Source organism: Cysteiniphilum sp., from assembly GCF_057495195.1.
On the sequence record NZ_JBXTEF010000108.1, the window covers coordinates 1 to 24,397 of the forward strand.

Annotated in this window: 27 protein-coding genes and 1 rRNA gene; 6 read left to right on the forward strand and 22 right to left on the reverse strand. The window is 37.8% G+C overall.

Translation table 11 applies throughout. From position 1 onward, the window contains the following. Positions 1–60: 60 nt before the first annotated feature. The 4 genes from ACY10D_RS09750 to ACY10D_RS09765 all read right to left on the reverse strand — a co-directional run bounded on the left by ACY10D_RS09750 (position 61) and on the right by ACY10D_RS09765 (position 4,162). Positions 61–492 (reverse strand): hypothetical protein, encoded by a 432-nt coding sequence (locus ACY10D_RS09750; protein WP_487000543.1) that lies wholly within the window; start codon positions 490–492, stop codon positions 61–63. 21 nt (positions 493–513) lie between these two features. Beyond that, positions 514–2,388 carry a hypothetical protein gene (locus ACY10D_RS09755; protein WP_487000544.1) on the reverse strand — a complete coding sequence of 625 codons (1,875 nt, stop codon included), beginning with the start codon at positions 2,386–2,388 and terminating at the stop codon, positions 514–516. Positions 2,389–2,520: 132 nt separating this feature from the next. Further along, complete coding sequence (locus ACY10D_RS09760) at positions 2,521–3,444, reverse strand: lipase family protein (RefSeq protein WP_487000545.1); 924 nt, start codon at positions 3,442–3,444, stop codon at positions 2,521–2,523. 109 nt (positions 3,445–3,553) lie between these two features. Continuing rightward, positions 3,554–4,162, reverse strand: a complete 609-nt coding sequence (locus ACY10D_RS09765) for a MarC family protein (RefSeq protein WP_487000546.1) — start codon at positions 4,160–4,162, stop codon at positions 3,554–3,556. 334 nt (positions 4,163–4,496) lie between these two features. On the opposite strand from ACY10D_RS09765, the gene ACY10D_RS09770 reads away from it, so the two are divergent. Further along, positions 4,497–5,117 (forward strand): sterol desaturase family protein, encoded by a 621-nt coding sequence (locus ACY10D_RS09770; protein WP_487000547.1) that lies wholly within the window; start codon positions 4,497–4,499, stop codon positions 5,115–5,117. Between the two features lie 3 nt (positions 5,118–5,120). On the opposite strand, the gene ACY10D_RS09775 is transcribed toward ACY10D_RS09770, so the two are convergent. From ACY10D_RS09775 to ACY10D_RS09810, 8 genes are all read right to left on the reverse strand, one after another. Beyond that, positions 5,121–5,414: a hypothetical protein gene (locus ACY10D_RS09775; RefSeq protein ID WP_192484195.1), complete on the reverse strand. Its 294-nt coding sequence runs from the start codon at positions 5,412–5,414 to the stop codon at positions 5,121–5,123. 102 nt (positions 5,415–5,516) lie between these two features. Then, positions 5,517–5,987, reverse strand: coding sequence for a MarR family winged helix-turn-helix transcriptional regulator (locus ACY10D_RS09780; protein WP_487000548.1), 471 nt, complete (start codon positions 5,985–5,987; stop codon positions 5,517–5,519). A gap of 2 nt (positions 5,988–5,989) precedes the next feature. Continuing rightward, positions 5,990–6,865: a DMT family transporter gene (locus tag ACY10D_RS09785; RefSeq protein ID WP_487000549.1), complete on the reverse strand. Its 876-nt coding sequence runs from the start codon at positions 6,863–6,865 to the stop codon at positions 5,990–5,992. A 147-nt stretch (positions 6,866–7,012) separates the two neighbouring features. Beyond that, positions 7,013–7,552, reverse strand: coding sequence for a hypothetical protein (locus tag ACY10D_RS09790; RefSeq protein ID WP_487000550.1), 540 nt, complete (start codon positions 7,550–7,552; stop codon positions 7,013–7,015). Between the two features lie 13 nt (positions 7,553–7,565). Then, positions 7,566–8,585: a tRNA preQ1(34) S-adenosylmethionine ribosyltransferase-isomerase QueA gene (gene queA, locus ACY10D_RS09795; protein ID WP_487000551.1), complete on the reverse strand. Its 1,020-nt coding sequence runs from the start codon at positions 8,583–8,585 to the stop codon at positions 7,566–7,568. Between the two features lie 140 nt (positions 8,586–8,725). Next, positions 8,726–8,995, reverse strand: coding sequence for a 50S ribosomal protein L27 (gene rpmA / locus ACY10D_RS09800; RefSeq protein WP_487000552.1), 270 nt, complete (start codon positions 8,993–8,995; stop codon positions 8,726–8,728). Positions 8,996–9,012: 17 nt separating this feature from the next. Continuing rightward, entirely contained in the window at positions 9,013–9,324 is a 312-nt protein-coding gene (gene rplU, locus ACY10D_RS09805) for a 50S ribosomal protein L21 (RefSeq protein ID WP_440992863.1), read from the reverse strand. Between the two features lie 116 nt (positions 9,325–9,440). Further along, positions 9,441–9,731: a VOC family protein gene (locus ACY10D_RS09810; RefSeq protein WP_487000553.1), complete on the reverse strand. Its 291-nt coding sequence runs from the start codon at positions 9,729–9,731 to the stop codon at positions 9,441–9,443. Between the two features lie 117 nt (positions 9,732–9,848). On the opposite strand from ACY10D_RS09810, the gene ACY10D_RS09815 reads away from it, so the two are divergent. After that, positions 9,849–9,953, forward strand: a complete 105-nt coding sequence (locus ACY10D_RS09815) for a type II toxin-antitoxin system YoeB family toxin (protein WP_487000567.1) — start codon at positions 9,849–9,851, stop codon at positions 9,951–9,953. A 12-nt stretch (positions 9,954–9,965) separates the two neighbouring features. Here ACY10D_RS09815 and ACY10D_RS09820 read toward each other — a convergent pair whose 3' ends face one another. Further along, the gene (locus ACY10D_RS09820) at positions 9,966–10,628 is read right to left on the reverse strand and encodes an HAD-IB family phosphatase (RefSeq protein ID WP_487000554.1); all 663 of its coding nucleotides are present in this window, start codon (positions 10,626–10,628) and stop codon (positions 9,966–9,968) included. 18 nt (positions 10,629–10,646) lie between these two features. Beyond that, positions 10,647–12,221: an L-aspartate oxidase gene (gene nadB, locus ACY10D_RS09825; RefSeq protein WP_487000555.1), complete on the reverse strand. Its 1,575-nt coding sequence runs from the start codon at positions 12,219–12,221 to the stop codon at positions 10,647–10,649. A 222-nt stretch (positions 12,222–12,443) separates the two neighbouring features. Between nadB and ACY10D_RS09830 the strand changes: the two genes are divergently transcribed. Together ACY10D_RS09830 and ACY10D_RS09835 are read left to right on the forward strand one after the other, a co-directional pair. Further along, on the forward strand, positions 12,444–12,590 hold the full coding sequence (locus tag ACY10D_RS09830; RefSeq protein ID WP_487000556.1) for a hypothetical protein: 147 nt from the start codon (positions 12,444–12,446) through the stop codon (positions 12,588–12,590). A gap of 56 nt (positions 12,591–12,646) precedes the next feature. Further along, on the forward strand, positions 12,647–12,955 hold the full coding sequence (locus ACY10D_RS09835) for a hypothetical protein (protein WP_487000557.1): 309 nt from the start codon (positions 12,647–12,649) through the stop codon (positions 12,953–12,955). Positions 12,956–13,055: 100 nt separating this feature from the next. Here ACY10D_RS09835 and ACY10D_RS09840 read toward each other — a convergent pair whose 3' ends face one another. The 3 genes from ACY10D_RS09840 to putA all read right to left on the reverse strand — a co-directional run bounded on the left by ACY10D_RS09840 (position 13,056) and on the right by putA (position 18,630). Next, positions 13,056–14,357: an MFS transporter gene (locus tag ACY10D_RS09840; protein ID WP_487000558.1), complete on the reverse strand. Its 1,302-nt coding sequence runs from the start codon at positions 14,355–14,357 to the stop codon at positions 13,056–13,058. Between the two features lie 76 nt (positions 14,358–14,433). After that, entirely contained in the window at positions 14,434–15,147 is a 714-nt protein-coding gene (locus ACY10D_RS09845; RefSeq protein ID WP_487000559.1) for a class II aldolase/adducin family protein, read from the reverse strand. Between the two features lie 15 nt (positions 15,148–15,162). Then, positions 15,163–18,630: a bifunctional proline dehydrogenase/L-glutamate gamma-semialdehyde dehydrogenase PutA gene (putA, locus tag ACY10D_RS09850; protein WP_487000560.1), complete on the reverse strand. Its 3,468-nt coding sequence runs from the start codon at positions 18,628–18,630 to the stop codon at positions 15,163–15,165. Between the two features lie 188 nt (positions 18,631–18,818). Between putA and cls the strand changes: the two genes are divergently transcribed. Next, positions 18,819–20,210 carry a cardiolipin synthase gene (gene cls, locus ACY10D_RS09855; protein WP_487000561.1) on the forward strand — a complete coding sequence of 464 codons (1,392 nt, stop codon included), beginning with the start codon at positions 18,819–18,821 and terminating at the stop codon, positions 20,208–20,210. Positions 20,211–20,212: 2 nt separating this feature from the next. Next, a complete protein-coding gene (locus ACY10D_RS09860) occupies positions 20,213–20,962 on the forward strand; it encodes an endonuclease/exonuclease/phosphatase family protein (protein ID WP_487000562.1) in 750 nt (249 codons plus the stop codon). Positions 20,963–21,037: 75 nt separating this feature from the next. Here ACY10D_RS09860 and ACY10D_RS09865 read toward each other — a convergent pair whose 3' ends face one another. From ACY10D_RS09865 to rrf, 5 genes are all read right to left on the reverse strand, one after another. Further along, a complete protein-coding gene (locus tag ACY10D_RS09865) occupies positions 21,038–21,883 on the reverse strand; it encodes a hypothetical protein (RefSeq protein WP_487000563.1) in 846 nt (281 codons plus the stop codon). A 16-nt stretch (positions 21,884–21,899) separates the two neighbouring features. Then, positions 21,900–22,313 carry a hypothetical protein gene (locus tag ACY10D_RS09870; protein ID WP_487000564.1) on the reverse strand — a complete coding sequence of 138 codons (414 nt, stop codon included), beginning with the start codon at positions 22,311–22,313 and terminating at the stop codon, positions 21,900–21,902. Beyond that, entirely contained in the window at positions 22,285–22,533 is a 249-nt protein-coding gene (locus ACY10D_RS09875) for a hypothetical protein (protein WP_487000565.1), read from the reverse strand. The genes ACY10D_RS09870 and ACY10D_RS09875 overlap by 29 nt, the downstream gene beginning before the upstream one ends. Positions 22,534–22,536: 3 nt before the next feature. After that, positions 22,537–23,526, reverse strand: a complete 990-nt coding sequence (locus tag ACY10D_RS09880) for a hypothetical protein (protein ID WP_487000566.1) — start codon at positions 23,524–23,526, stop codon at positions 22,537–22,539. A gap of 663 nt (positions 23,527–24,189) precedes the next feature. Next, positions 24,190–24,304 (reverse strand): 5S ribosomal RNA (gene rrf / locus ACY10D_RS09885). Between the last annotated feature and the right edge of the window lie 93 nt (positions 24,305–24,397).

Below are 24,397 nucleotides of genomic sequence, written 5' to 3' on the forward strand. Positions count from 1 at the left end.
TGCTCTGTTTATTCTAGCAATAACACACTACATCAATATTAAATTTAAATTGACACAGTTTTATGAACACTCCCCTAAAATTGAATCCGTGTCTTTTTCATCCATACTAGCATTTATGGTTATTGGCATTGAGCACGCCCAGTTAGCTATTTTTGAAGATCTCACCCATGAGTAAAATCTACAATGCCCTTTTACAGAACCCGTAACCTTATCTTTAATTTCTACTATAAACTGTCCCTCAAAACCATATGACACATCTTTTTTCCCCCGATTTATAAAAAATATTTTGCCATACTCCGCATCATTCTCCCAATAGTATCCTTGCTGCGGATTACCAACCCACCCATGATCAACATTATCTCTTACTACTGAAAATAATAATGTCTGACTATTATTTTCCAACTTTATCATATCGTACCAATAAGCATTTGCTATCTGAAAAATAGATATCATCAAAGCAACAAAAACTAGCTTTTTAATTTTATGATTCATATATTCACCTCACTTTTAAAATTACTTTTTATAAGTTCCCTTAGTTGGCATAAATTCTTTTCCTTTTGTTTCCATTACCTCAATATATATTCTTCTCTGTTTGTCCGGTAACCCATAATGTTTAGTGCCATCTATTTTCGTTCCGTAAACACTACAGCTTCCGATACTGTAAACCCTAATAGCCACCATACTGTTTAGCTCTTCATACATCATATTTGCCAATAACGAGATACTACTATCATTATCGCTACATGATGCTTTGATGCCTTCAGAATCATTTTTTAAACTTAACTCCATAGCATTTGAAATCGCAAATTTGTTTGCCTTACCCGGTAAGCTATTAATAAACCTAAAACCAACCTCTCCAGACTTTAATGTCACAAAAATGGGTATCCGCGTAATTTTAGAATCTGCTGAGCATAAGCCTTGCATTTTAACCACATAATTTTCATTCGGTGTGACTTTATCATTACCGATGATTACACTCTCAACCTCTGGATTATTGAACATTACCTGTATTTCATCATTACAATTAAAGGCATTTGCTGGTGCATTGGTTACACCTGTTGGCATTTCTATTCCTTTTAGCTCACCCAATGCAACTGGCTGCACTTTATTAACCATTTCCATAATGCTCGCATCAATTGTTTTTAGATTTTTTAAGGTTTCATTTACTTGGCTTTCTTTACATATACCATCACTACACGCAAACAAAGCAAGTTTAAGCTGCTCAACATTATCAGATGCATTATTTCTAGCTAACTTCAATCTATCTAAGATATTTTCAGTTGATGACACGCTGCCAAATGTGTAATTCTGTGTGCTCTTTGTCGTTGAATTTAATGCCTTTTGATTATGTCCACTATAGACCTGCATCATGCCATTTAAGCGTGTATATAATTTGTTTTGATCAAGCCAAGTATTTTGCAATCTATCATATTGCTGCTGATATAACCCAACTGCTTTATTAAGTGCGGTTTCATGATCTGAATCTAAAATATCCTCAGGGTCAAACTCACTCAATGGCTTCATAGTTGGCAACCCTACCTGGGGTAAAACCTCATAGTCTTGGCTTGGATCTTGAATATGACCCAGAATTTTTCCTGCATATTTACTGAAGATATCTTTGCAGCTTTGATTAATTGTTCCATCTTCATTCAATGAGCACTGCGATATTGCATCACTTAACTCTGGATAGTTTAAATCTTGCCCATTGGATTGTCTTTCTATATTTAATGAAAAAGCTTGATTTGTATTACTTTGAGAGGAGTCAAATTTACTTGAGACTTCTATAAAGCTACCTGATCCTTGAGCTGATGCCGCGAGTTCTTTTACTGAGGAGGAATAGCTGGAAGAAAGCTTGGCCATCACTTGATATGACGCCCCTCTTTGTTCTGACATGATTATATTTGCACCACATTGACGAATAAGTTCACTTGCTGCCTCTAATAAACTATCCCCATTCGCACTCGCATAAGCCAAAAAGTACTTCCGTCCCATATCAGTTAAACCAATTTGAGATTTCGCCGCTGTTTTTAATCCTATTTTTGTAGCATAGTAACTAAAACCTATATCGTTACCACTCGTTGCAATTTTTGATGACATGCCTAAAGACGCACCACCACTAAATCCTGCAAATGAAAAATTAGTACTTGCCTCAACGCCGACACTTGATTGTGCAGTCTTATAATCGGTAATTAACTTCATTTTATCTACAGTACTTAGTTTAATAGGCAATGCTTCTTTACCAACATATTCAAAACATTGACTCTTTCCCTGTGCTAAAGATGGTAAGATAAGCCCTTCACCAATTAGCCACTCTTGAGACGCATTACTTATTACAGGTACTCCTAGCATAGGAGTAATGCCTAATAAAAATATTAACTTATTCCTCATGGTTTTCTCCAGTCATATAGTTTAGAAACAATTTAAATTCTTGGTAAAGAAAGTTCATTAATTGGATAAATTCAAGAAAAAAATAGAAATTTTGTGGTTAATGCTTAAATTTCTCTGCATCCATAGATAAAGTTAAATACGGCTAATATGGTCATAATAATTTGCCATGCTATGTGTTACCCAACTTTCGTTAACACTCATGAAAAAATATGAGATTCCAAAGTGATGGTAACCAAATGCCTGTGTGATATAAACCACTGGATCAACAACATTTGCAACCCATATATAATCAACCAGTTTATCTTTAAAGTATGCAGCAAAGTCATACTGGCCAGCAGCAGGTGCAGCAAAGGTAATAACTGATAAATGATCAGATTTTAGCTTATCATCTTCCGCCATTTTAGCTGAAAAAAGCGTTGCTACAGCACCGCCTAGACTGTGTCCAGAAATGATCACTTTGGTATTATTATCTACATTGCTATCCATCCAATCTAGAAATCTTTTATTTAGCATTATTTCTATCAAATATAGCTGAAAACCAGTATGAGCTCTTGTATTAGTTCCATTGAAAAAAGAGGGCACAACAAAAGCATCCAAAACCCAATTGGTTATATTATCACTTCCTCTAAAACTAATAATTACTGTATTTTCATCATTATTTTTAGCCACTAAAACCTGTGAACCCATGATATTACTTGAATAAGTTTGAACAGGATAATTTTCATTTAAATGCCAATTTTTCTCAAATAAAACGTAGTTTTCTTTGTGCCTTGCTAAGTCATAGCTTAAATCAAGCTTTAAGCCTGTATTTGAGATGTTTTGTTCAATTTTTGCATTATCAGAAAATAACTCTATTGTGAAACCTTGCTCTTTTAAAAAATTTGCAGCTTTGGCTTCTGTTGTTTCACTTCTTTCATCAAAGTCAATATGATTCAAGTAGGCCGCTTGCGCACCAGCTGCTGCTAACTTAAGGCGTGATGAATCAATATTCTCTGAAGAAAAAGATACACCAAAAATCATCACCAAACCTAGTGCCAAAATACCTTCTTTTTGCATACTTAACCTCTCATCATTTATTACTCATTAACAAATACATTATGAATAATAAATAACCAAAAATCAGTTTCAAATAGGTATTCTTAAGTATTAGGTTAGATACATTAACCTAATTCAGTATGGGAAAAAGTGCAGTCACTCCACCTGCCATCATCTGAATGGCAATCGCCGCTAGAATAAGTCCCATAACACGTGATATTACTGATAACGCTTCTTCACTAAGAAAACGTGCAAGCTTAGGTGTGAATTTTAATAATAACCAAAAAAATACTGAAACCACAGCACATATGATGCTTGCCATCAAAAATTGCCACAAAGTGAAATCATGTGAATGGCTAATAATAACCGCCATTGCACCAGGGCCTGCAATCACAGGGATTGCCATTGGTACCACAGCTATAGACGGTTGTTTTTCATCATCTATCTTTTTCTCACCTTTCTTATGTGTATGATTACCTCCTTGGATCATCGATAAAGCAATACGTAAAACAATTAGACCACCAGCCAATCTAAATGCGCCAATACTGATTCCAAAGAAATTTAAAATTGGCCAACCAATCCATAATGAAATCATCAAGAGTACAAAAATAGCAATGGCACAAATTTTAGCGGTTTTATTGCAATCCTGTTCATCTCTCCCCGTAATCAACCCAATATAAATGGCTAAGTTACCAATAGGATTCATAATTACAATTAACGCAATAGCAAAACTTAACATCAGCTTTCCTTACTTTTTCTTAATCTGTCTAGCTTATTTAGCCTAGCTTATTGACAGAGTTTTTTCATTAAAGCATTCGATAAATTTAGGCGACAATGATCATATTACAGTCAATTTTAGTTATGTAAGCGCTGGCTGAGCATAAGTCGAAGCCTCTATGAAGTGTGATTTTCCCAAACTTACCCTTCGACTTACGCTCAGGGTACGGTGAACACTTGTGAGTAAATATTTAATCTTAGCCTAAATTTATATTCAATGATTGTTTTAATGGCAGGGAAACTTAGTAGCTGTTACAATCACGCTATCTTTGGATTTGTTGATAACAAACAGACTTATGCAGGAAGTATTTAAAGTTTATTTTGCACATCGCACTGTACAAGTGCTTTGGTTGCTTTTTTCCGCCTTTTTAGCCCTTAGTATTTTTATAGGCGTATTTAGCAGTTACTGGTGGTGGTTATTTTTACCGATTATCATTGCACCTTTTTATGAATGGTATGCCCATAAATATTTATTGCATGCCAAGCTTACTGAAAAACACGGATTTTTCCGCAATTTCCAAATAAGACTACATCATGGGCATCATAAATATCCTCAAGATGTTGAGCTACTGTTTGCACCATGGTCAGCCATTATATTACATCTTATCCAGACATATCTTTTATTTGCACTCATCACCTGGAGCTTTAGTGTAGCACTTGTGCCATTTACATTTGGTATTCTTTACTATCTTTTTTATGAGTGGATGCATTTAGCGCATCACATCCCTGCCTATCAGCCGAAAACTCAAGTTGGATACAGATTAAAACGCGCGCATATGCGCCACCATTTTCATAACGAAAACTATTGCTGGGGCATTACTAACTATCTAGGTGACTTATGTTTTGGCACATTTAAAGAACGCAATGACGTTGCCAAAAGCCCAACGGCAAAACAAATCTCTGGATATAACGAGTAAGATCTAGTGTAACACAACCCATTTACGGCTTAAGATATTATATTTATTTAATTCTTGTTCATGAAACTTATTCATAAACTCACGATTATTAATCTCAGTGTTTAACTCTTTCTGCGCAAGACTAATCCCATAACGACGACACCAACGCTTAACTGTCCATACTTGATAGCCCATCAACTCAGAGGCCTCAAGATATGAAACGCCTTGATCATGTAGATCTGTTAAAACTTTTTCAGCAGGTTTGCCATATTTTTTAAGAATATTTAACTCAAAGTTATTGCTATATTGATTTGGCATTTTGTGCTCCTATATGAACAATTCTCTCGACACAAGATGAATTGTCACATAGAACACTTGATCAATCCAATAAAATAAAATAATCAGCTTTATAACAAAAAGCTATGCCTGAGTTTGTATATTTTGACTTTGCATATCCTCTAACGTCTTTGCTAGATTAATTTTCAGCTTATCCAACGTCATAATAAGCGCATTTTTTTCATCCAGATCCACACCAACTAAGATCTGTGCATAATGCTGTTTGACTGCTTTATCCAACTCCTCTAAAACAGCAAATCCACGCTTGGTGACAATAACACATTTTGCACGACGATCACTCTCATGTGCAATGCGCTCAACAAGACCTTGATCACTTAAGCGATCAAGCACACGAATAAGGTTTTGTGCCTCGATTTCTAGATGTCCTGCCAACTCAATTTGAGTAAGCTTTGGACGAAACCTTGCGTGCACCAATACACGCCGATCTAAAACATTTAAACCTAATTCTTTTGCATGAAAATTATAAATCTTACGAATTAACAATCCTGTATCGCAAATCGCAAACTCTAGCAGTTGTGTTGTCGCATCTGACATGCTTAGCTTATTACCTTTTGACGTTGTGCCTGAAGCTGGATTATAACAATGGCACTCATAATTGTCAGCACTATTCCTACAAGTGTCAGCCAGTCATAACGATCTGCGAAAAAAAACACACCAATCAGGGCTGCAAAAATAACATTAGCGTAATACAGCACAGAGAAACTTTGCGCATGAATATAGCCTAATGCCAACACTAAAAGATATTGTACAAAGAAAAATAACACACCAATTACAACGAGTATTAAAAATGCATAAAGCGATATTGCTCGCCAGAAGGGAATACTAACAACTCCAGCAATAATACTTGAAAATAAAAAGTAATAAAAAACAGTCGTCAAACCATTATCATAGCTTGAAATTTTACGCACCATAATAATTGATAAAGCCATAGATAAGCCCGCACCCAAAGCAACAATGGCGTAAGGGTTCATGATTTTGGCATCAGGCTTTAGAATCATCATAACACCAACAAAACCAACAATTAACGGCAACCATAATGCATGCTGAAACTTTTGTCGCATAAAAATAAATAATATAAAGGGCACAAAAAATGGCGCCGTATTCGCTAACAACACACCATCGACTAATGGCACATGCATAATTGCAATAAATAGAAAATAGCTGATTCCCAGACTAAACACCGTTCTTGCTAAATGCTGCCACGGCACTTGTGTTTTTAATAAATTGACCTGCCATTGATGCTTTTTATACAAGATAATTGGCAATATCAGAATTAACGCAACTAAACTTTGACTAAATACAATCACAGGTACACTTAATCCGATATTAAACTTCTTAATCAATGCTGCTTGAAATGCATAAATTAATGCACTTAACAGCGTGAAACTAACCCCTAAATAACTATTTTTCATTGGATTTAACTTAAATATGCATTTAATAATTAATGATTATTATAATTTTTAATTCTTAAAGCGCAACATTTAAATTTCAATCGGAAATATTAAAACTGTGGACTGTGGACTGTGAACTGTGGACTGTGGACTGTGAATTGTGGACAATTATTTTGAGCTTTGATGCGCTAACAACAATTGGTTCTGTAGCGAAATTTTCTCTAAAGCTAAAATAATTTTGTTATTTTGCTCAAGCAGCAACTGATTTTGCTGTGCTTGTTTATAGGCTAGATATAAACTATACTGCTGATATTTCGTTAGATCATCTGCATTTTTGTCCGCTTTAACAAACATATTGCTAAGCTCCGTTTGCAGCTGATCAATCTGCCCTTCATTGCCAACCGTTACCGGATAATTAATTTGTGCTGTTTGTGAAACTGCAACAGGATTCTCCGGCGTAATGGCTTGCGGCGCTTGTACACCTCTTAGCTGATCTTCCAAAGACATCGATTGATTCCCTGGAGAAATGACTTTCATCCGACTATCTGTTTGCGATGTATCACTGACAATCGTTGCTTGCTGCTGAGGTTGCGATTCAGCCATAGCGCTATGTGTTGGGCTAGCAGTTGACTCTGTTGCTGCAAAAACTGACGACATACTAAAAGCACTGACGGTTAAAAGAGATAAAATAATGCGTATTTTTGTCATTATGATGGTGACTTTAATGAATAAACATAGCATCACCATAACTATAAAAGCGATAGTTGTCATCTATTGCATGGCGATATGCTTTTTTAATCATATCAATTGAAGAAAAGGCACTAACTAACATAATTAATGTTGATTTTGGTAAGTGAAAATTAGTCACCATCGCATCAACAACATGAAAGATTTTCCCTGGATACAGAAAAATATCACTCTCACCATAAAACGGTCTTATCTCACCACTGCCATTAGCTGCCGCTGTTTCCAGTGAGCGCACTGAAGTTGTACCCACAGCAATTACACGCCCGCCTTGCGATTTGGTTTTATTGATCTGATCACATACGTTTTGTGGCACATCAATCAACTCACTATGCATAACATGTTCATGAATATCATCTGTTTGCACTGGCTTAAAGGTACCAGAGCCAACATGCAGTGTGACATAAGCAATATCAGCACCTTTGTCTTTTATTTTTTGCAATATCTCTTTTGTGAAATGAAGCCCAGCAGTTGGTGCAGCAACAGAGCCAAGAAGCTCACTATAAACCGTCTGATAGCGTTCTATATCAAAAGCTTCATCTTGGCGCTTGATATAAGGGGGCAACGGCATATGACCATGCTCAGCCATTAACTGCCAAACATTGCCATCAATTAATTCAATATGATATAACCCGTCATTTTTCTCGATCACGCGCGCTTTGATATCAGCAATCTCAACCACTGAATTCAGTTTAGGTGCTTTATTAGCGCGAATATGACTGATAAAACGCTTATCATCAATGACTTTTTCAATTAAAAACTCAAGCTTGGCACCGGTTTCTTTTTGCCCAAAAAGGCGCGCTGCCATCACCCGTGAGTTATTAAAAACAACCAAGTCATCCGCTTGTATATAATCAACAATCTCACTAAAAATATGATTGCTTAGTGCTTGTTTTTGACGATCGAGTACCAATAAACGACTTTGATCACGCTCTTTTACTGGATAACGCGCAATAAGGTGCTCAGGCAATTCATAATCAAAAAGTTCTGTTTTCACAAGTGTCATATCCTCTATAAACAATACAATTTAATGAGATAAACTTCTCAAGGGCATATGCAATACGCCCTTATATAAAGCAAATAAAAAAGGCGCCAATCTGGCGCCTTTTTTATTTGTTTGCTTTCGCTAATCGATAATTAAGCGTTAGCCGCAACTGCTTCGATTGAAACGAATTGACGATTTAAAGGACCACCTGTGTGGAACTTAACAACACCATCAGTCGTTGCAAACAACGTGTGATCACGACCACAACCAACGTTAACACCAGCATGGAATTTTGTACCACGTTGACGCACGATAATTGAACCTGCTTTAACAGTTTCACCACCATAACGCTTAACACCTAGGTACTTAGGATTGGAATCGCGACCGTTACGAGTACTACCGCCTGCTTTCTTATGAGCCATGTTTTATACTCCTTAAATTAACCTTGAATTGCTGTGATTTTTACCGCAGTGTAATACTGACGATGACCTTGACGTTTCATGCTGTGCTTACGACGACGAAACTTGATAATCTGAACTTTCTTATGACGACCTTGCTCAACGATTTCAGCAACGACTTTGGCACCATCAACAACAGGACTGCCAACTTTAATCTCATCGCCATTTTGCAACATCAACACATCAGTGAACTCAATTGTTTCACCAACGCCTTTTTCAATTTTTTCTAGCTTAAGTACACCACCTTCTTTGGCCTTGTACTGCTTACCGCCACTTTTAATAATTGCGAACATAGTATTCTCCGAATGCTCAAGCTGACATAATGCCGCTTGACTTTTTGTTATCATAATTTAAAGCGCTTTTTAAAAAGCTCGCAAATTCTATTGTTTTTTGTAGCAAATAGCAATATTCATGGCTTAATAAATTCAACAATATTGCCCGATGGATCTTTTGCATAACAAGATACCGTACCATCACGATGCGGCTTAAGCTTACCAAAGCTTTCCGCCTTTTCAGAATTAAACGCAATATGTGGTGGATGCTGATGAGGCACGACAAAGGCAAGCTTTATATTTTGAAACTCAATCATTGCCCACGTATCATCCTGATAAATGAGTTTGGCATTAAAGTGCGACAAATACCATGTAAGTGTTTGCTCTAAGTCTTTGACCACAATGGCAACATGATCAATTCTATCCATTTCATCGCCCTTTACTTATAAAATCTTGCCTCTAGTATAAAAACTATTTAAGCAATAGCCAACACTCCCTTAAAAGTTCTGTATCCGCCACTTCATGGTCAAAATTGTAATAGCAGAATATACCAAGGTTGGTACTCTCGAAGAATTGATTTGACGCATAGACTTGTTTATAAAGTTGAAGGTAACAACTTACTTATCGCCCAATGCCGTTTTCATTACTAAATCAACAATACTCTAACCGCCAATTAACGTACTAAGCTCATCAACATTTTTTGCACAAAGCTTAGCAACAGATATGACCTTATCTCGCTGAACATATTCAATATAGGCAATAAATTCATTGGCAACCCCAGCATTGTAAAGTTCATAGTCGGTAAAGCCATCGCCAACAATCACAGTTTTGCCAGTCAGTTGATCTTGGATATTTGTAGCACCAGTGACTTTTGAATCACAAAAACCATTGTCATTATTTAAGCCATCAAAGTATCCATTTTCATCCCAGTGTAAATTCACCGCAAAAACGCGTGACGCTGGAATGCCCAGATACTCAGCAAAAGGTAAAATAAGCTCACTAAAACCACCACTAATAATCCACACTTTGACATTATGCTGATGTAATGTTTCGATTAATTCCTTGATACCAACAGTTAATGCACTAGGACAATACTGAGCAACAAACTCATTGACTGCCGCCTTTGTTGGCTTTGATACTTGTAAACGCGCCTCCAAACTATCACGAAAACTTATCTCTCCATTCATACCGGCATTAGTTAAGGTTTCAATTTGCTGTATTTTAGACTGATCTCCTTGAAGCAACTCAGCCATAATAACCTCTAGTGATTCAAAACGGATCAGCGTTGAATCAAAATCAAAAATCACATTATTGTACTTACACATAGTGCACCGTCCGCTTTATTAGTTTTTAGCTGGATGTAAAATAGTCGGCTTTAAAAACCGTGGATCTTTTTGCTTATAATCCAGCGTAAAATGAAGCCCGCGACTTTCCTTCCTGCGCATTGCAGATTCAACCATCAACTCAGCAACTAACACCAGATTTCTAAGCTCCAACAAATCAGCCGTTACCGTAAAATCAGAATAATAGTCAAATACCTCCTGGCGCAGAAGCTTAATGCGATGCATTGCGCGTTCCAAGCGCTTGTTACTTCTAACAATCCCCATAAAATCCCACATACAACGTCTGATCTCACGCCAATTATGGCGAATAAAAATCTCTTCATCCGAGTCAGTGACTAGTGCGTCATCCCAGCGGGGAATATCTGACATTGGCATTAATTTTGAGAGGTTTTGTTTAATATCATTAGCAGCAGCAAAAGCATATACAAGGCACTCTAATAACGAATTACTTGCCATGCGATTAGCGCCATGAAGCCCTGTATAAGTCACCTCTCCTGCAGCATACAATCCAACAACATCGGTGCGTGCCTTATCATCAACCATTACACCACCACAAGTGTAGTGTGCTGCTGGCACCACGGGAATCTGATCTTTGGTCAAATCAAGTCCATATTTCAACAGGCTCTCATAAATCATCGGAAAGTGTTCTTTAATAAACGCCTCTGGCTTATGGGTAATGTCCAAGTAAACACATTCTAAACCATATTTTTTCATCTGCAGGTCAATAGCACGTGCAACAACATCTCGCGGTGCTAACTCAGCGCGCTCATCGATCTCAGGCATAAAGCGCTTACCATTAGGTAGACGCAAATATGCACCTTCACCACGCAATGCTTCACTTAATAAAAATGATCCTGCTTGAGCGTGATAAAGGCAAGTTGGATGAAATTGATTAAACTCCAAATTTGCCACGCGACAGCCCGCACGATAAGCGATAGCAATGCCATCGCCACTTGAAACCACGGGGTTTGTAGAGTATTGATAGACACGTGAGGCACCTCCTGAAGCTAAGACAACAGCACGTGCGCTAAAAGTTTCAATCTTGTTTGATTTAAGATTTAACGCGTAAGCACCAACACAGCGCTGTTGCTGCAAAATCAAGTCAACTACATTGTAATATTCATAGACTGTTATATTCGGATGGTTTTTAACTAAAACCGTTAACGTCGTTTGCACTTCTTTGCCCGTAGCATCGGCAGCATGCAAGATTCGGCGATAAGAATGTCCGCCTTCCATCGTCAAGTGGTAATAGTTTTCATGCTCACTATCTAGTGTAAAATGCACGCCTTGATCAATCAACCATTCAACACATGATTTAGCATTCTCAACGGTAAAACGCACCGCTGCCTTATCACATAACCCATCACCAGCAATAAGCGTATCTTCAATATGTGCCTCTAATGAATCACCTTTGTCCATCACTGCGGCAATCCCACCTTGTGCATAAAGGCTAGAGCCTTCCCCCAAGGCAGATTTACACAATATCGCCACGTTACAGTCATCCGCTAAATTAAGTGCGGCTGTCAGTCCTGCGGTCCCTGCTCCGACAATTAATACATCTGTTTGTTCAAGCATGTTAAATCATTCGCTATTACGTCAAAACTTAAGCGATTATACGTGATTCTAAGCTCATGTGTTAATACATCCCGTTGTATAGGCTAAATTTAATGACTTAAGCATATCTCGATATGTATTGCCATCGAATCATATGATACACCTACCCGTAGTTCTACGATATCAGCACACCATATTTCTTTGTATCATAACAACAAAGCTAAAACAATATAGGAAATAGTTATGAAGTTTGGTGATATTATTAAAAGTGTCAATAAAGATGAATTAAAACCTGAGACACTTAATCAGTTGGGGCAGCGTTACTATGAAAAATATGACAATTTTTTTCAAGATTATCGCATAATCATTTCAACCTTGCAGATGAGCTGAAGAGTGTGTCAGAAAAAACGAGCACCAAGAATTGCTGTGACAAGTTAGTGGAGATAATGAATAATACAAAAAATACTAATGGTTGGTTATTTGAGAAATCTCTTGAAATTTTCAATAAAGTCTTGGGTGAAAATTTTCAGAGTCATGAAGTCTGCGGAGAAGTTATTATCAGTATTCCAAGGGATAAAATCATTAATGACATTAAAAAATCTATCGAAAAAAATATTAAGGAAATTGAACTTGAAGATATCAATACACTTCAAAACGACAGCCAAGACTTTAATTTGTCTAATAACTCCGGAGAATTTGAAAATAAAGTAATGGAAAAGGCTGCTTCTGGCAACTCTAATAAATACAACAAGTAGTCTGACACCCACCTTGCCGAACGTCTCGAGATACATTAATTTTCACGCGTAATCAACTCGGCATTAAAGCTTATATTTGAGTAATAAATATAAACGATCATTATTTTGGTGAATTCTCACCTAACTCAAAATATCTACTGGTACGTGTTTCTGGCATTTTATAAATCACTGCCAAAGTAATGATTGACGTAATAATCAAATAATAACAAGGCGCATAATGTGAGCCTGAAACATCTACCAACATTAATGAGATCATCGGTGTTGTGCCCGCAAATAAGGCATTACCTACATTATAAGCTGCCGACATCCCGCTATAGCGGCATTCCGTTGGAAAAAGCTCACTAATTGCCACTTGAAACGATGCTGTCATCGCTGCAACTAATAACGCAAAAATCGACTCAGCAATTAATATCTGAACAATGCCACCGTAATTAAGCCAAATAAACATGGGATAAGCGAGAATTAACAATAAGAATATCGGGACGTTTAGCATTACTTTGCGCCCCCACAAATCGGCAAACCAGCCAAACAATGGCGAGAACACAGCATAGACAACAGATATAACAACAGTAATCCACATCACAATACTGACATCTAAATGACGGGTTGCGATAAAGTTATTCGGCAAAAAAGTCGCCATCATATAATAAGCAATACCAATATAACCGGTTAACACAAACACCCATACAAGCGGCATTTTGGGACCCTTTAGCGCCGTCATTAATGGATTTTTCAAGGCTTTCTTTGACTTCTTGACCTCTTCAAAAAACGGCGACTCACGTACTGAATGCTGTAAAAACATTGATATTAAAGCAAAAATAAACCCAATAAAAAATGCCACACGCCATCCATATTCAAGCATTTGCGCTTTGCTAAAAACTGTAGCTAACACACCAACCACTACCGCACTTAGAATCGTACCAACTTGTGATGACATCGCTGCTAAAGCTGTTGCAAATCCACGATATTGCTTTGGCGCACTTTCAGCGAGCATAATGAGAACACCAGTATACTCACCACCAACCGAAAAACCCTGAATCATGCGCGCTAAAATCAAAATAACTACCGCCCAAATACCGAAGCTATTATACGTTGGCATAATGGTCATAATAAACATTGGAATACACATAAGGCCAATACTAAGTGTGATCGCATAGCGTCGCCCTAGTCGATCACCAATAGAACCTAAGACAAAACCGCCTAATGGACGCATAAAGTAACTCGCGGCAAAGATACCAAAAACAGTAATCAAGCCGACAGTTCTATTTTCATCGGGAAAGAATAAAATACTTAAGTAAGTTGCCAGATAACCATATAAACTAAATTCAAACCACTCTAAGGCTGCACCCAAGGTTGTAATCGCAACCGTTTTCTTGGTACTTGCTTGCTTTATCTTTTCCATCTATTTTGCTGTCCCGTTAATTTATCCTATCCCGTGCTGAGTCTAACAAACTTCTAAAGATTAATTAACGGATTTCCTATTCTTTATTTCGGCTTAAGTACTGCACTCGGCGCTTAAGCACAACAAATTCCTTTTCTGGCGTTAAAATACGATCAAATTGTGCTTTAGTTTTCAGACACACGGCTTCATCTAATTCAATCAGTAAGTCGTTTACACTTTGCAATTTAATTTGCAACTCACATACTTTCTCTAGGTAGTAGAGTAAGTAAAGCGCCTCATAGATCGTTTTACCAGTTGTTAATAAGCCATGATTACGTAAAATCATGACTTTTTTATCCTTCAAACTTTGAACAATCTCATGCCCTTCATTTGCTAATGCAAGACCATTGTAATCATGATAAGCAATATCATTATAAAAGCGTAACGCTTGTTGATTACAAAACAGTAACCCTGATTTCAGCGACGAGACCGCAACACCATAGGTGCTGTGGGTATGCATCGCACTATGAATAGTGCTGCTTGCTTTATAAATCTCAGCATGAATATTAAATGCTTGCGGCATGACCGTATAACCATCTTGTGATAATACTTTGCCACTTAGATCAACTTTAACGAGGTTTCCTGCGTTGACTTCTTCAAAAGGAACATTATGTGGCGTAATCAATACCTCATTTGATTGTGGTATACGCACACTTAGATGCGTTGCCAATAAATCATCCCAACCATAGTGGTAGACAATATGGTGGCTTACCGCGAGATCCTTACGCAGTTGTCGCTCTAAATCAGTCATTTTAAAACGTTATCCTTATTGTTCTAAGCTCATCAATGAGGCATTACCACCTGATGCGGTAGTATCAATGCTAATCGTGCGCTCAACAGCCAAGCGATGTAAGTAAAAAGGGCCTCCTGCTTTAGGTCCTGTACCAGATAAACCCTGCCCACCAAAAGGTTGCACACCAACAACTGCACCAACAATATTACGATTAACATAAATATTGCCAACACGAATATGCTTTTTAAAGAAATTAACGGTTTCCTCAATACGACTATGCACACCAAACGTTAAACCATAACCAGTTGAGTTAATATCTTTAACGACCTTTTCAAGATCAGTCGCTTTAAAGCGCACAATATGAAGAACCGGACCAAATACTTCACGCTTAAGCGCATGGATACTATCGATCTCAAATACTACAGGGTAAATATAATTCCCTTTCTCAAGCGCCTTATCTTGACTAACTTCATGCACAAGCTTTGCTGATTGGCGCATATTATCGATATGTGCTTTTAGATTAGCTTGAGCTTCCTGATCAATCACAGGACCAACATCAGTTTCAATAAACGCTGGATCATGAACCTTTAATTCATCCATAGCACCCTTAAGCATAGTGATGACATTATCCGCAATATCTTCTTGTAGATATAAAACGCGCAAAGCAGAACAGCGTTGTCCAGCACTATCAAAAGCCGAGGATATCACATCACGCACTACCTGTTCAGGTAAGGATGATGAGTCAACAACCATCACGTTTTGCCCACCTGTTTCAGCAACAAATGGTACAATTGCACCCTCTTTGGCTGATAGCGTTTGCTGAATGATTTTGGCCACTTCAGTGGATCCTGTAAAGATCACACCCGCAACACGTGGATCTTGCGTTAAGGTACTACCGACTTCTTCACCTGTACCTGGCACAAATTGTAATACCTCTTCAGGAATACCTGCTTGATGCAGCAATTTAATCGCTTCATAGGCAATAATAGGTGTTTGCTCAGCAGGTTTAGCAACCACTGTATTTCCAGCAGCTAAGGCGGCTGTTACCTCACCTAAGAAAATGGCCAATGGAAAGTTCCACGGACTGATACATACTACAGCACCGCGACCATGTAAGCTAATTTGATTAAGCTCACCTGTAGGGCCAGGCAACGTTTTAGGTGCTGAGAATTCAGCACGCGCTTGTGCGGCATAATAACGACAAAAATCAACCGCTTCACGAATCTCATTAACCGCATTTGCCAAGGTTTTACCTGCTTCACGTACCGCAATTGCCATAAATTTTGGCATATTTTCTTCTAATAAATCCGCACACTTATCCAAAGCGTCAGCACGTTTTTCAGCTTCAATCAGACTCCAAGCGTCAAATGCATTATGTGCAACTTCCATTGCTTTTTCAGCCATTGCCTTATCGGCATGATAAACTTTGCCAAATATTTGATTATTTGCTGGGTTAAAAATATTTTCCGCAGTAAGCTTTGAAGTATCAACACCTTTTATTAACGGCTTAGCAATATAATCATCACGATCAAATTGACTCATTTGTAATGCCAATTTTTCTAATGTGCGTGTGTCATTTAAGTTATAACTTTTTGAATTCATTCTTTCTTCTCCAAACATATTCACAGGTAACGCAATTTGCGGATGCGCCTTAAAGCCTAGACGCTTTGCTTTTTCAACAGGGTCTTCAACCAAACTTTCAATCGGTGTCTGCTCATCGACGATACGATGGACAAACGATGAGTTGGCACCATTCTCCAATAATCGTCTAACCAAGTAAGGTAGCAGATGTTTATACGTCCCCACTGGCGCGTAAATACGACATGGGATATTATAATTACCCTCACCAACAACGTGATCATATAGTGCATCACCCATGCCATGTAAACACTGGAACTCATAATCACGATAATCTCCTGCTAATTGCATAACCAGTGCTGTTGTATAGGCATTATGCGTTGCAAACTGTGGGTAAATATGTTTGCTATTGGCAAAGAGTTTTTTAATACAAGCCTGATACGAGACATCGGTATAACATTTTTGCGTAAATACAGGATAACCCTCGAGTCCCTCAACTTGCGCATGTTTAATCTCAGAATCCCAATAAGCTCCTTTGACTAAACGAATCATAAAACGATGTCCTGTGCGCTCAGCCAAGTCAATCAAATAATCAAGTACAAAGCTAGCACGTTTTTGATACGCTTGAACAACAATACCAATACCTTCAAAACCTTGCAAAGATGTCTCATGCGCTAAACGACTCACCAATTCAAGAGACAACTCTAAGCGCTCAGTTTCTTCAGCATCGATATTTAAACCAATATTATAACTTTGTGCTAACTCAACTAATTTTAACAATTTAGGATACATCACAGCATGCACACGATCTGCTTGTGACACTTCATAACGTGGATGCAAGGCAGATAATTTAACTGAAATCCCAGGGTTTGTGCGCACACTGTTTTTGGTAGCTGAAAATCCAATGGCATCAATCGCCTGACGATATTCATTATAGTAATATTCAGCATCGGCTTTCGTCGTTGCCGCCTCACCTAACATATCATACGAATAGGTAAAGCCCATCGCTTCTTTTTCTTGGGCGCGCTTTAGCGCTTTATCAATCGTTTCACCCATGACATATTGCTGACCAAGAACTTTCATTGCATGCATTACCGCACGACGCACAACCGGACGTGAGCGCTTATCTAAGAAACCTTTTAGTACGCCTTTGAACTTATTCTGATATTGATCTGGCTTTAATATTTTACCGGTTAACATCAAACACCACGTCGCGGCATTCACAAATAGATACTCACTATCGCCAACATGCTCATGCCAATTAGCACTCGTTAGTTTATCTTTAATGAGCTTATCTGCCGTGTGCTTATCTGGAACACGCAATAAGGCTTCTGCCAAACACATCAGTACAATCCCTTCATCACTTGAAAGATCATACTTTGTCATAAAAGCATCTAATCCGCTCTTACTCAAACGTGTTTCACGTACACTTGCTACCAAACCACTGGCAATATCCTGCACAGATAAACGCTCTTTATCTGTGAGTGCCGCTTGCTTGGCAAGCTTCTCTACAATCATCTGCTCATCACACAGCCAGTGCTTTGATACCTCTTGCATCAAGCTGGATTGATCAAATTTATTATTTCTATCTAAAATCATCGTTAATTCCTGAGAAGACAAATTTATATTACTTGCTTGCTGTTGAGCTGTTTGTTTTTTAACGGTTAAAATCTTATCAACCATCACTTGATGTGCTTCATCTGCTGGTTTTGATTTAATAAACCAGTTAAAAAGATCCTGATCCTCACATTTAAGCAATGCATGAAATGCCTCTTTTTCAGCTTGAGCTGCTGCCAAATAAGCAAACTCAATATATGGCGAAAGAATAAGGTCTAATTCGAGCATACCCCTTCTTGCCGCCCAGCGTAGGCGCGACAAAACCTCTTGATCTGTCGCATTCTCATTTTCGTTTTCAACAATCATCGTTCACCCCTTAGCCACGACATAAAGACTCTCGGCATGGTAGCATAAAAAATAAAAAAAACGTAAAGAAAACTAGCGATTCAAAATGCTTGTAATTTTTATCAAACTTTGACACTGTCCATTTATCAAAGCCATGCTATTATTGTTATAGAATTTGCTAAGCCTCATCTAAGGATAGAAGGAAATAAATGAGTATATTTAATCTTATTGAATTACATACCTTTTTAATTATATGTGAAATTTTAATTTTAATCGTTGTCGTGCGCATGGTTGCGGAGAAACAAAAACCAACCAGCATGATGGCATGGCTTCTTGCCATTATCTTAATACCCTATGTTGCCGTGCCTTTTTATTTTATTTTTGGCATTCGCAAACGTAAGCGCAAACGCCACAAACATGAATTTAATTTACGTAAAATTGATCATGTCGACACTTATAATCCACACCCCATTCGTACAGTATTGATCAATCAGGATATCCCAGCACCTACCAGCAACAATCACTTTGAGCTTTATCTTGATGGCATTCATGCCTATGAGGCACTTATTAATCAAATTCATAAAGCCAAAACAAGTATCTATATCAGCACTTATGTCTTTCAAAATGATCACGTAACCTTAAGACTTCTTGCGGCATTGACTGAAAAAGCTAAGCAAGGTGTTACCGTGAAACTCTTAATCGACTCTCTAGGCTCTTATCGGGTATACTTCAATCAGCGTATTTTTAAACGTTTGCGTAAAGCGGGGGGCAAAGTGTGTTTCTTCATGCCAATTATTCAAATGCCTTTTCGTAATTATATCAACTTTAGAAACCATCGAAAAATCTATCTATTTGATAATTATACTGTGCTCACTGGAGGGATGAATTTAGGAGATGAGTACATGGGACCCACTCTTTGCAATAAGCGCTGGGATGACATCTTGTTTAAAATACAAGGGCATGCAGTTTGCCACTTTCATAACATCTTTGCTTCCGACTGGGAGTATTCAGCAAAAGAACATCTTGATCCAATGAAAGAGGTTTGCTTGAAAAAAGACTATGGACAAAACTTAATTCAAGTGGCTCCTTCAGGGCCTGATATCCCTAATGATGCTTTATATGATTCACTTATTGCCGGCATTTATGCCGCACAAACACGGATCTGGATTGTGACCCCTTATTTTGTACCCTCTGATTCGTTGCTTGAAGCATTACAAATTGCTTATCATCGCGGCGTTGATGTCAAACTTATCACACCCAAAGTATCTAACCATTTAATTGCCGATTTAGCGCGTAGTAACTTTATGCGTCAACTTGCTAAAACCGGTATTGAAATCGCTCTATTTGACAAGAAAATGATTCATGCAAAAGCCGTTTTATTTGATGATAAAGCAGTTATGCTTGGTTCCGTAAATCTCGATAATAGAAGCTTATTTTTAAATTATGAAGTCGTGACCTATGCTTATGAAGCGCCCATTATCAAACAAATTGATCAATGGATGAGTGAGTTTTTAAAAGATGCTGACAAGACATTGCCAGCACCATCAAAAGCACGTAAGTTAGGGGAAAGTATGGTTAAAGTTTTATCCCCTTTATTATAATTATGTTTAAACCACCACAAATTACCCTAAGCTGTGAAAATCAGGTTAAATCTCCCTTCACGCCTGATTTTTTTAGTATCTTGAGCTGGAATATCTATAAAATTAATCATAAGGATCCCTTTGAGTTCCAACACTTTATCAAAAGCTTACAACAAGCATATAATCTTCACTTTTATTGCTTACAAGAGGCAAAACACACTGATAGCACGAGTTTCCCATTAGATGGATTTTGTCTACATTTTGCACCCAACTTACAGCTTAAATCACACGCCTATGGTGTGATGACGGCAAGCAGTGTTATGAGCCATAAAGCACAGCAAATCTTATCTAAAAAAACAGAAGTTCTCTTTAAAACACACAAGTCAAGCCTTGCCAATCACTATGTTTTTGCTGACAACACGCCACTGATCATCATTAATGTACATGCGATTAATTTTAATAATTCACGTATTTATGCAGAAGAAATTCTGCAATTGCATGACTATCTTGCCGAGTATCAAGACGCTGCCGTTATTATTGCCGGTGATTTTAATAGTTGGAATAAAAAGCGTAATTCACTCATTCATGAATTTTGCGATGCGCTGAACTTAACACAAGCACAATTTGAAGAAGATAAACATATCAAGCGCTTTGCCAAACATCCGCTTGACCTTGTGATGTATCGTAATCTTAATTGCCAATACGCCACGGCAATCGAGAGCCGTAAAATCTCAGACCATAATCCATTATTACTTAAATTTAGCCGAGGTTAAGGGCTATAATGACGCCAACTATGCATACGCTGTGTTCCAGAATAAGCTTTGTCACCTCTCCTATGTAATGCCATTTTATTGTACTGATTGCATCCCAATTACACCATATGGCATTGGTACATCCTGAACCTCAATCCCAGTAGGATCACTCGCAGTTTTCAAAAGTGTCTGCTGTGTCGCAGGGTCATACGTTAAGTAGACGCCATCTGTAGACGTTAAATTTATAGTCGCAAACTCCTTATTAACACCTAGCGCAATGAAATGGGCATAACCCACAGGCGGAGGTGTCAGATTGTTCTCCGTAATAACGACCATAAAACCTTTAAAAGGCAGAACTTGTTTAATCGTTTGATCGCTAAAAGGCGCTGTTTCCGTTCTCAAAAAGGTAAGTTGCGGTGTTGCTGGTGTGTATCTATATAAATCGATTGAAGATGCATATGGCAACACTAAGAAATCTTCTGTTGCACTGTCAGGAATAATTTGTGGTGGATAAACTAGATTAGTTGCAGGTGTTAACGAAAGTACCTCTGTTGCAGTTGATAATGAGATTGACTGACTATTTAACGATAAAGAAACAATACTGGCTAAGCCAACATTTGTCGATAGAAAAATTAATGCTTTTGTTGTACTTTGATTACTTTGCAAATCAATTGGTAAAATATAGCTATTGGTAATATTGGCTATCTGCACCAAATTAGAGCCTGTTGAGATTTCTGTGCCTACATTATTATAAAGCCACGCTTGGATCCAATTAGATGTATCCTTAGTAATTGCAAGCGCGTATATATCATTATAGTCATTCACTAACTTCATATTAATCAACGTCTTATCAACTGGCAATAACGCACTATACCCAAAGGATAACGTTATAACACATAGGCTCAATAGTCGAGGTATTCTTTTCATTAATATGGTTACCATAAACATCTCCTTTAAACTACTGTGCAACTTTCCAATTATTGCCTGGTGGCGGTCTATTCGGTGCAATAGAGCTATTATAATTCACATCAGCAATATATTGCTTATCAGGCCCTGATGGGTCTGGATAACTGACTCGATCATCTTTATAATAGCGCACTTGAGTATTATAAGCAGGCGCTGTATTTTCAGGAATAATGATACGCCAGCGACTGTTGTTGTTTTGGTATGGGTTATTACGTGTTGTTGAGATATTAACAAATACTTGATTATAATAACTGATTTGTAATCCTTTGGTGTAGACCACTCTTGAGTCATATGCTAAAGGAAAGCTATCTTGTGGCACCACACGCCAATGTCCATTCTGCTCAAAAGACGTTCTATTTGATGAACTTCTTCTTATATTAACAAATGTAAAAAAAACTACCTTCATCTTCGTATGTAACCATATCTCCAGGGTTATAGACTTGGCGCTGCCATCCATCTACATTATCAAGTTTCGCAACTGCCCAACGACTACTTGGTGGAGCATTTGTACTAGTGGTAGTATTGCTAACTGCAACATATTGCACGCCATTTTGGGTAATGATATCTCCTTTATAATATTTCACATCGGTATTCCAGTTAGGATATGTGCCACCCGGAATCACCAAACGCTAATCATTTGGTCTGCTATAAGGATCTCTATTATTACCACTATTAACAGCCGAAGTTGAAACAAATACTTGCCCATCAAAGGTAACGTAACTTCCCTTTGGATATTGCTTACCTGAATCATAATCAGGATGTGGATTATCCTCCTGCCCTAATACATTCTGCCATGTTAAGGATGAGAAATCAGATGGTGAGGTTTTAAGTGTATTTAGGGTAATGCTTGTATGCCAAGCATTAACAGTGGAAGTATCATATAACAATAAATTCCAATACCATACACCAGCATCTAAATGCCAACCTTGCTCCAACCTATATGTACCATTATCTTCAAACTTTAATGAGTAACTTCCCCCTGCAGCCGGGTTAATCACTAGCTCTTTCCCTGTTGTTGCGACGGTTCCTGAGTTATCAACATCAACAGTTCCAAAAAAACCTGCTTGCCCATCACTTAACCCACCTGTTCCTGAGATTTGTTGTGCGCTATTAAGATTAGTTAAAATAACCGTTGGGATATTAATATTTTGCGTCGTTTGCGGTGTTAAATCATTCTCTTGACGATATTGACTTGGCGCATTAACAACTGCCACATAATCCGCTTGATGCCCTGTTTGCGCAGAAACCTCCATAGTCACATGATATTGCAATACAGCAGAGGCATTGTTTAATGCAACATTATCTGGAAACACTGCATCATTTAAATCTGAATTCACGGTATTCGTTACCGTGATACTTGAACTGCCTGAGCTATAGCTTTTAATGCTTGAAAAGACTGGTGTATTAGTATAAACATAATCATTCGCTTCCAAGGTTTCTTTTAGCGACAAAAAAGCGCTATTACGTGAATTGTTATAGTTTTCAATAGCTTGATTTTGAACAACATTAGTTTTCAGCATATATAAAATTGAGCCAGACAGTATTGAAACTACTGCGACAATAATTAATGCAATAAGTAATACGCCGCCGCGTTGATTATTATATTTTCTTTTATACATAGCCAACTCACCAAAACAATCCATATCACACCAAGTATAGATCAGTTGTTATTGGTTTTCCTTGTAATTTTAGAAAAAATATCCATCACATAATGACCACCATGGAAGATTTTACTATAAATCATATATCACAAAGCAAAAAGGCACCGTTAGGTGCCTTTTTAATTAGTATTGTTTTGCGATGTCTCATCGTCTTTTAATGTCGAATAATTTGGCGGTGTCCTACTTAACTTCAGGCTTCCTGCCTTACGCCATTACATGGTCAATGTCATGCTTCCATTGATCAAATTTGTTCCCAACAAATTTGTCACATAGCAATGGTAAGACGGAAAAACCAAATAGCGCCAGCTATTTGCCGTCGAACGCCACTTGTAACGGATTAGCAAGTGGCTGATTTGAAAAAATACAGGACGTATTTTTGATAAATACACTATCATCGGCGTTATTCAGTTTCACTTCGTCAGTTCGGAATGGGTTAAAAGCACTGCTTTTAACGACTTTGAAGCCAGCGGATATTTTCTCCCGAGCGTTAATTCAAAGTCTGGAATGATCACCATGGAAGGTTTTACTATAGATCGTATATCACAAAGCAAAAAGGCTCTCTAAGGAGCCTTTTGAATTGGTATTGTTTTGCGATGTACCATCGTCTTTTAACGTCGAATAATTTGGCGGTGTCCTACTTTCACATGGCGAATGCCACACTATCATCGGCGTTATTCAGTTTCACTTCTGAGTTCGGAATGGAGTCAGGTGGTACCCAAACACTATTACCGCCAAAATCTTAAGCTTCTTTAGAAAGCTCTAACAATCTATCATAGAGTAATAACCAAGTCTCTCGGGCAATTAGTACTGGTTAGCTTCATACATTACT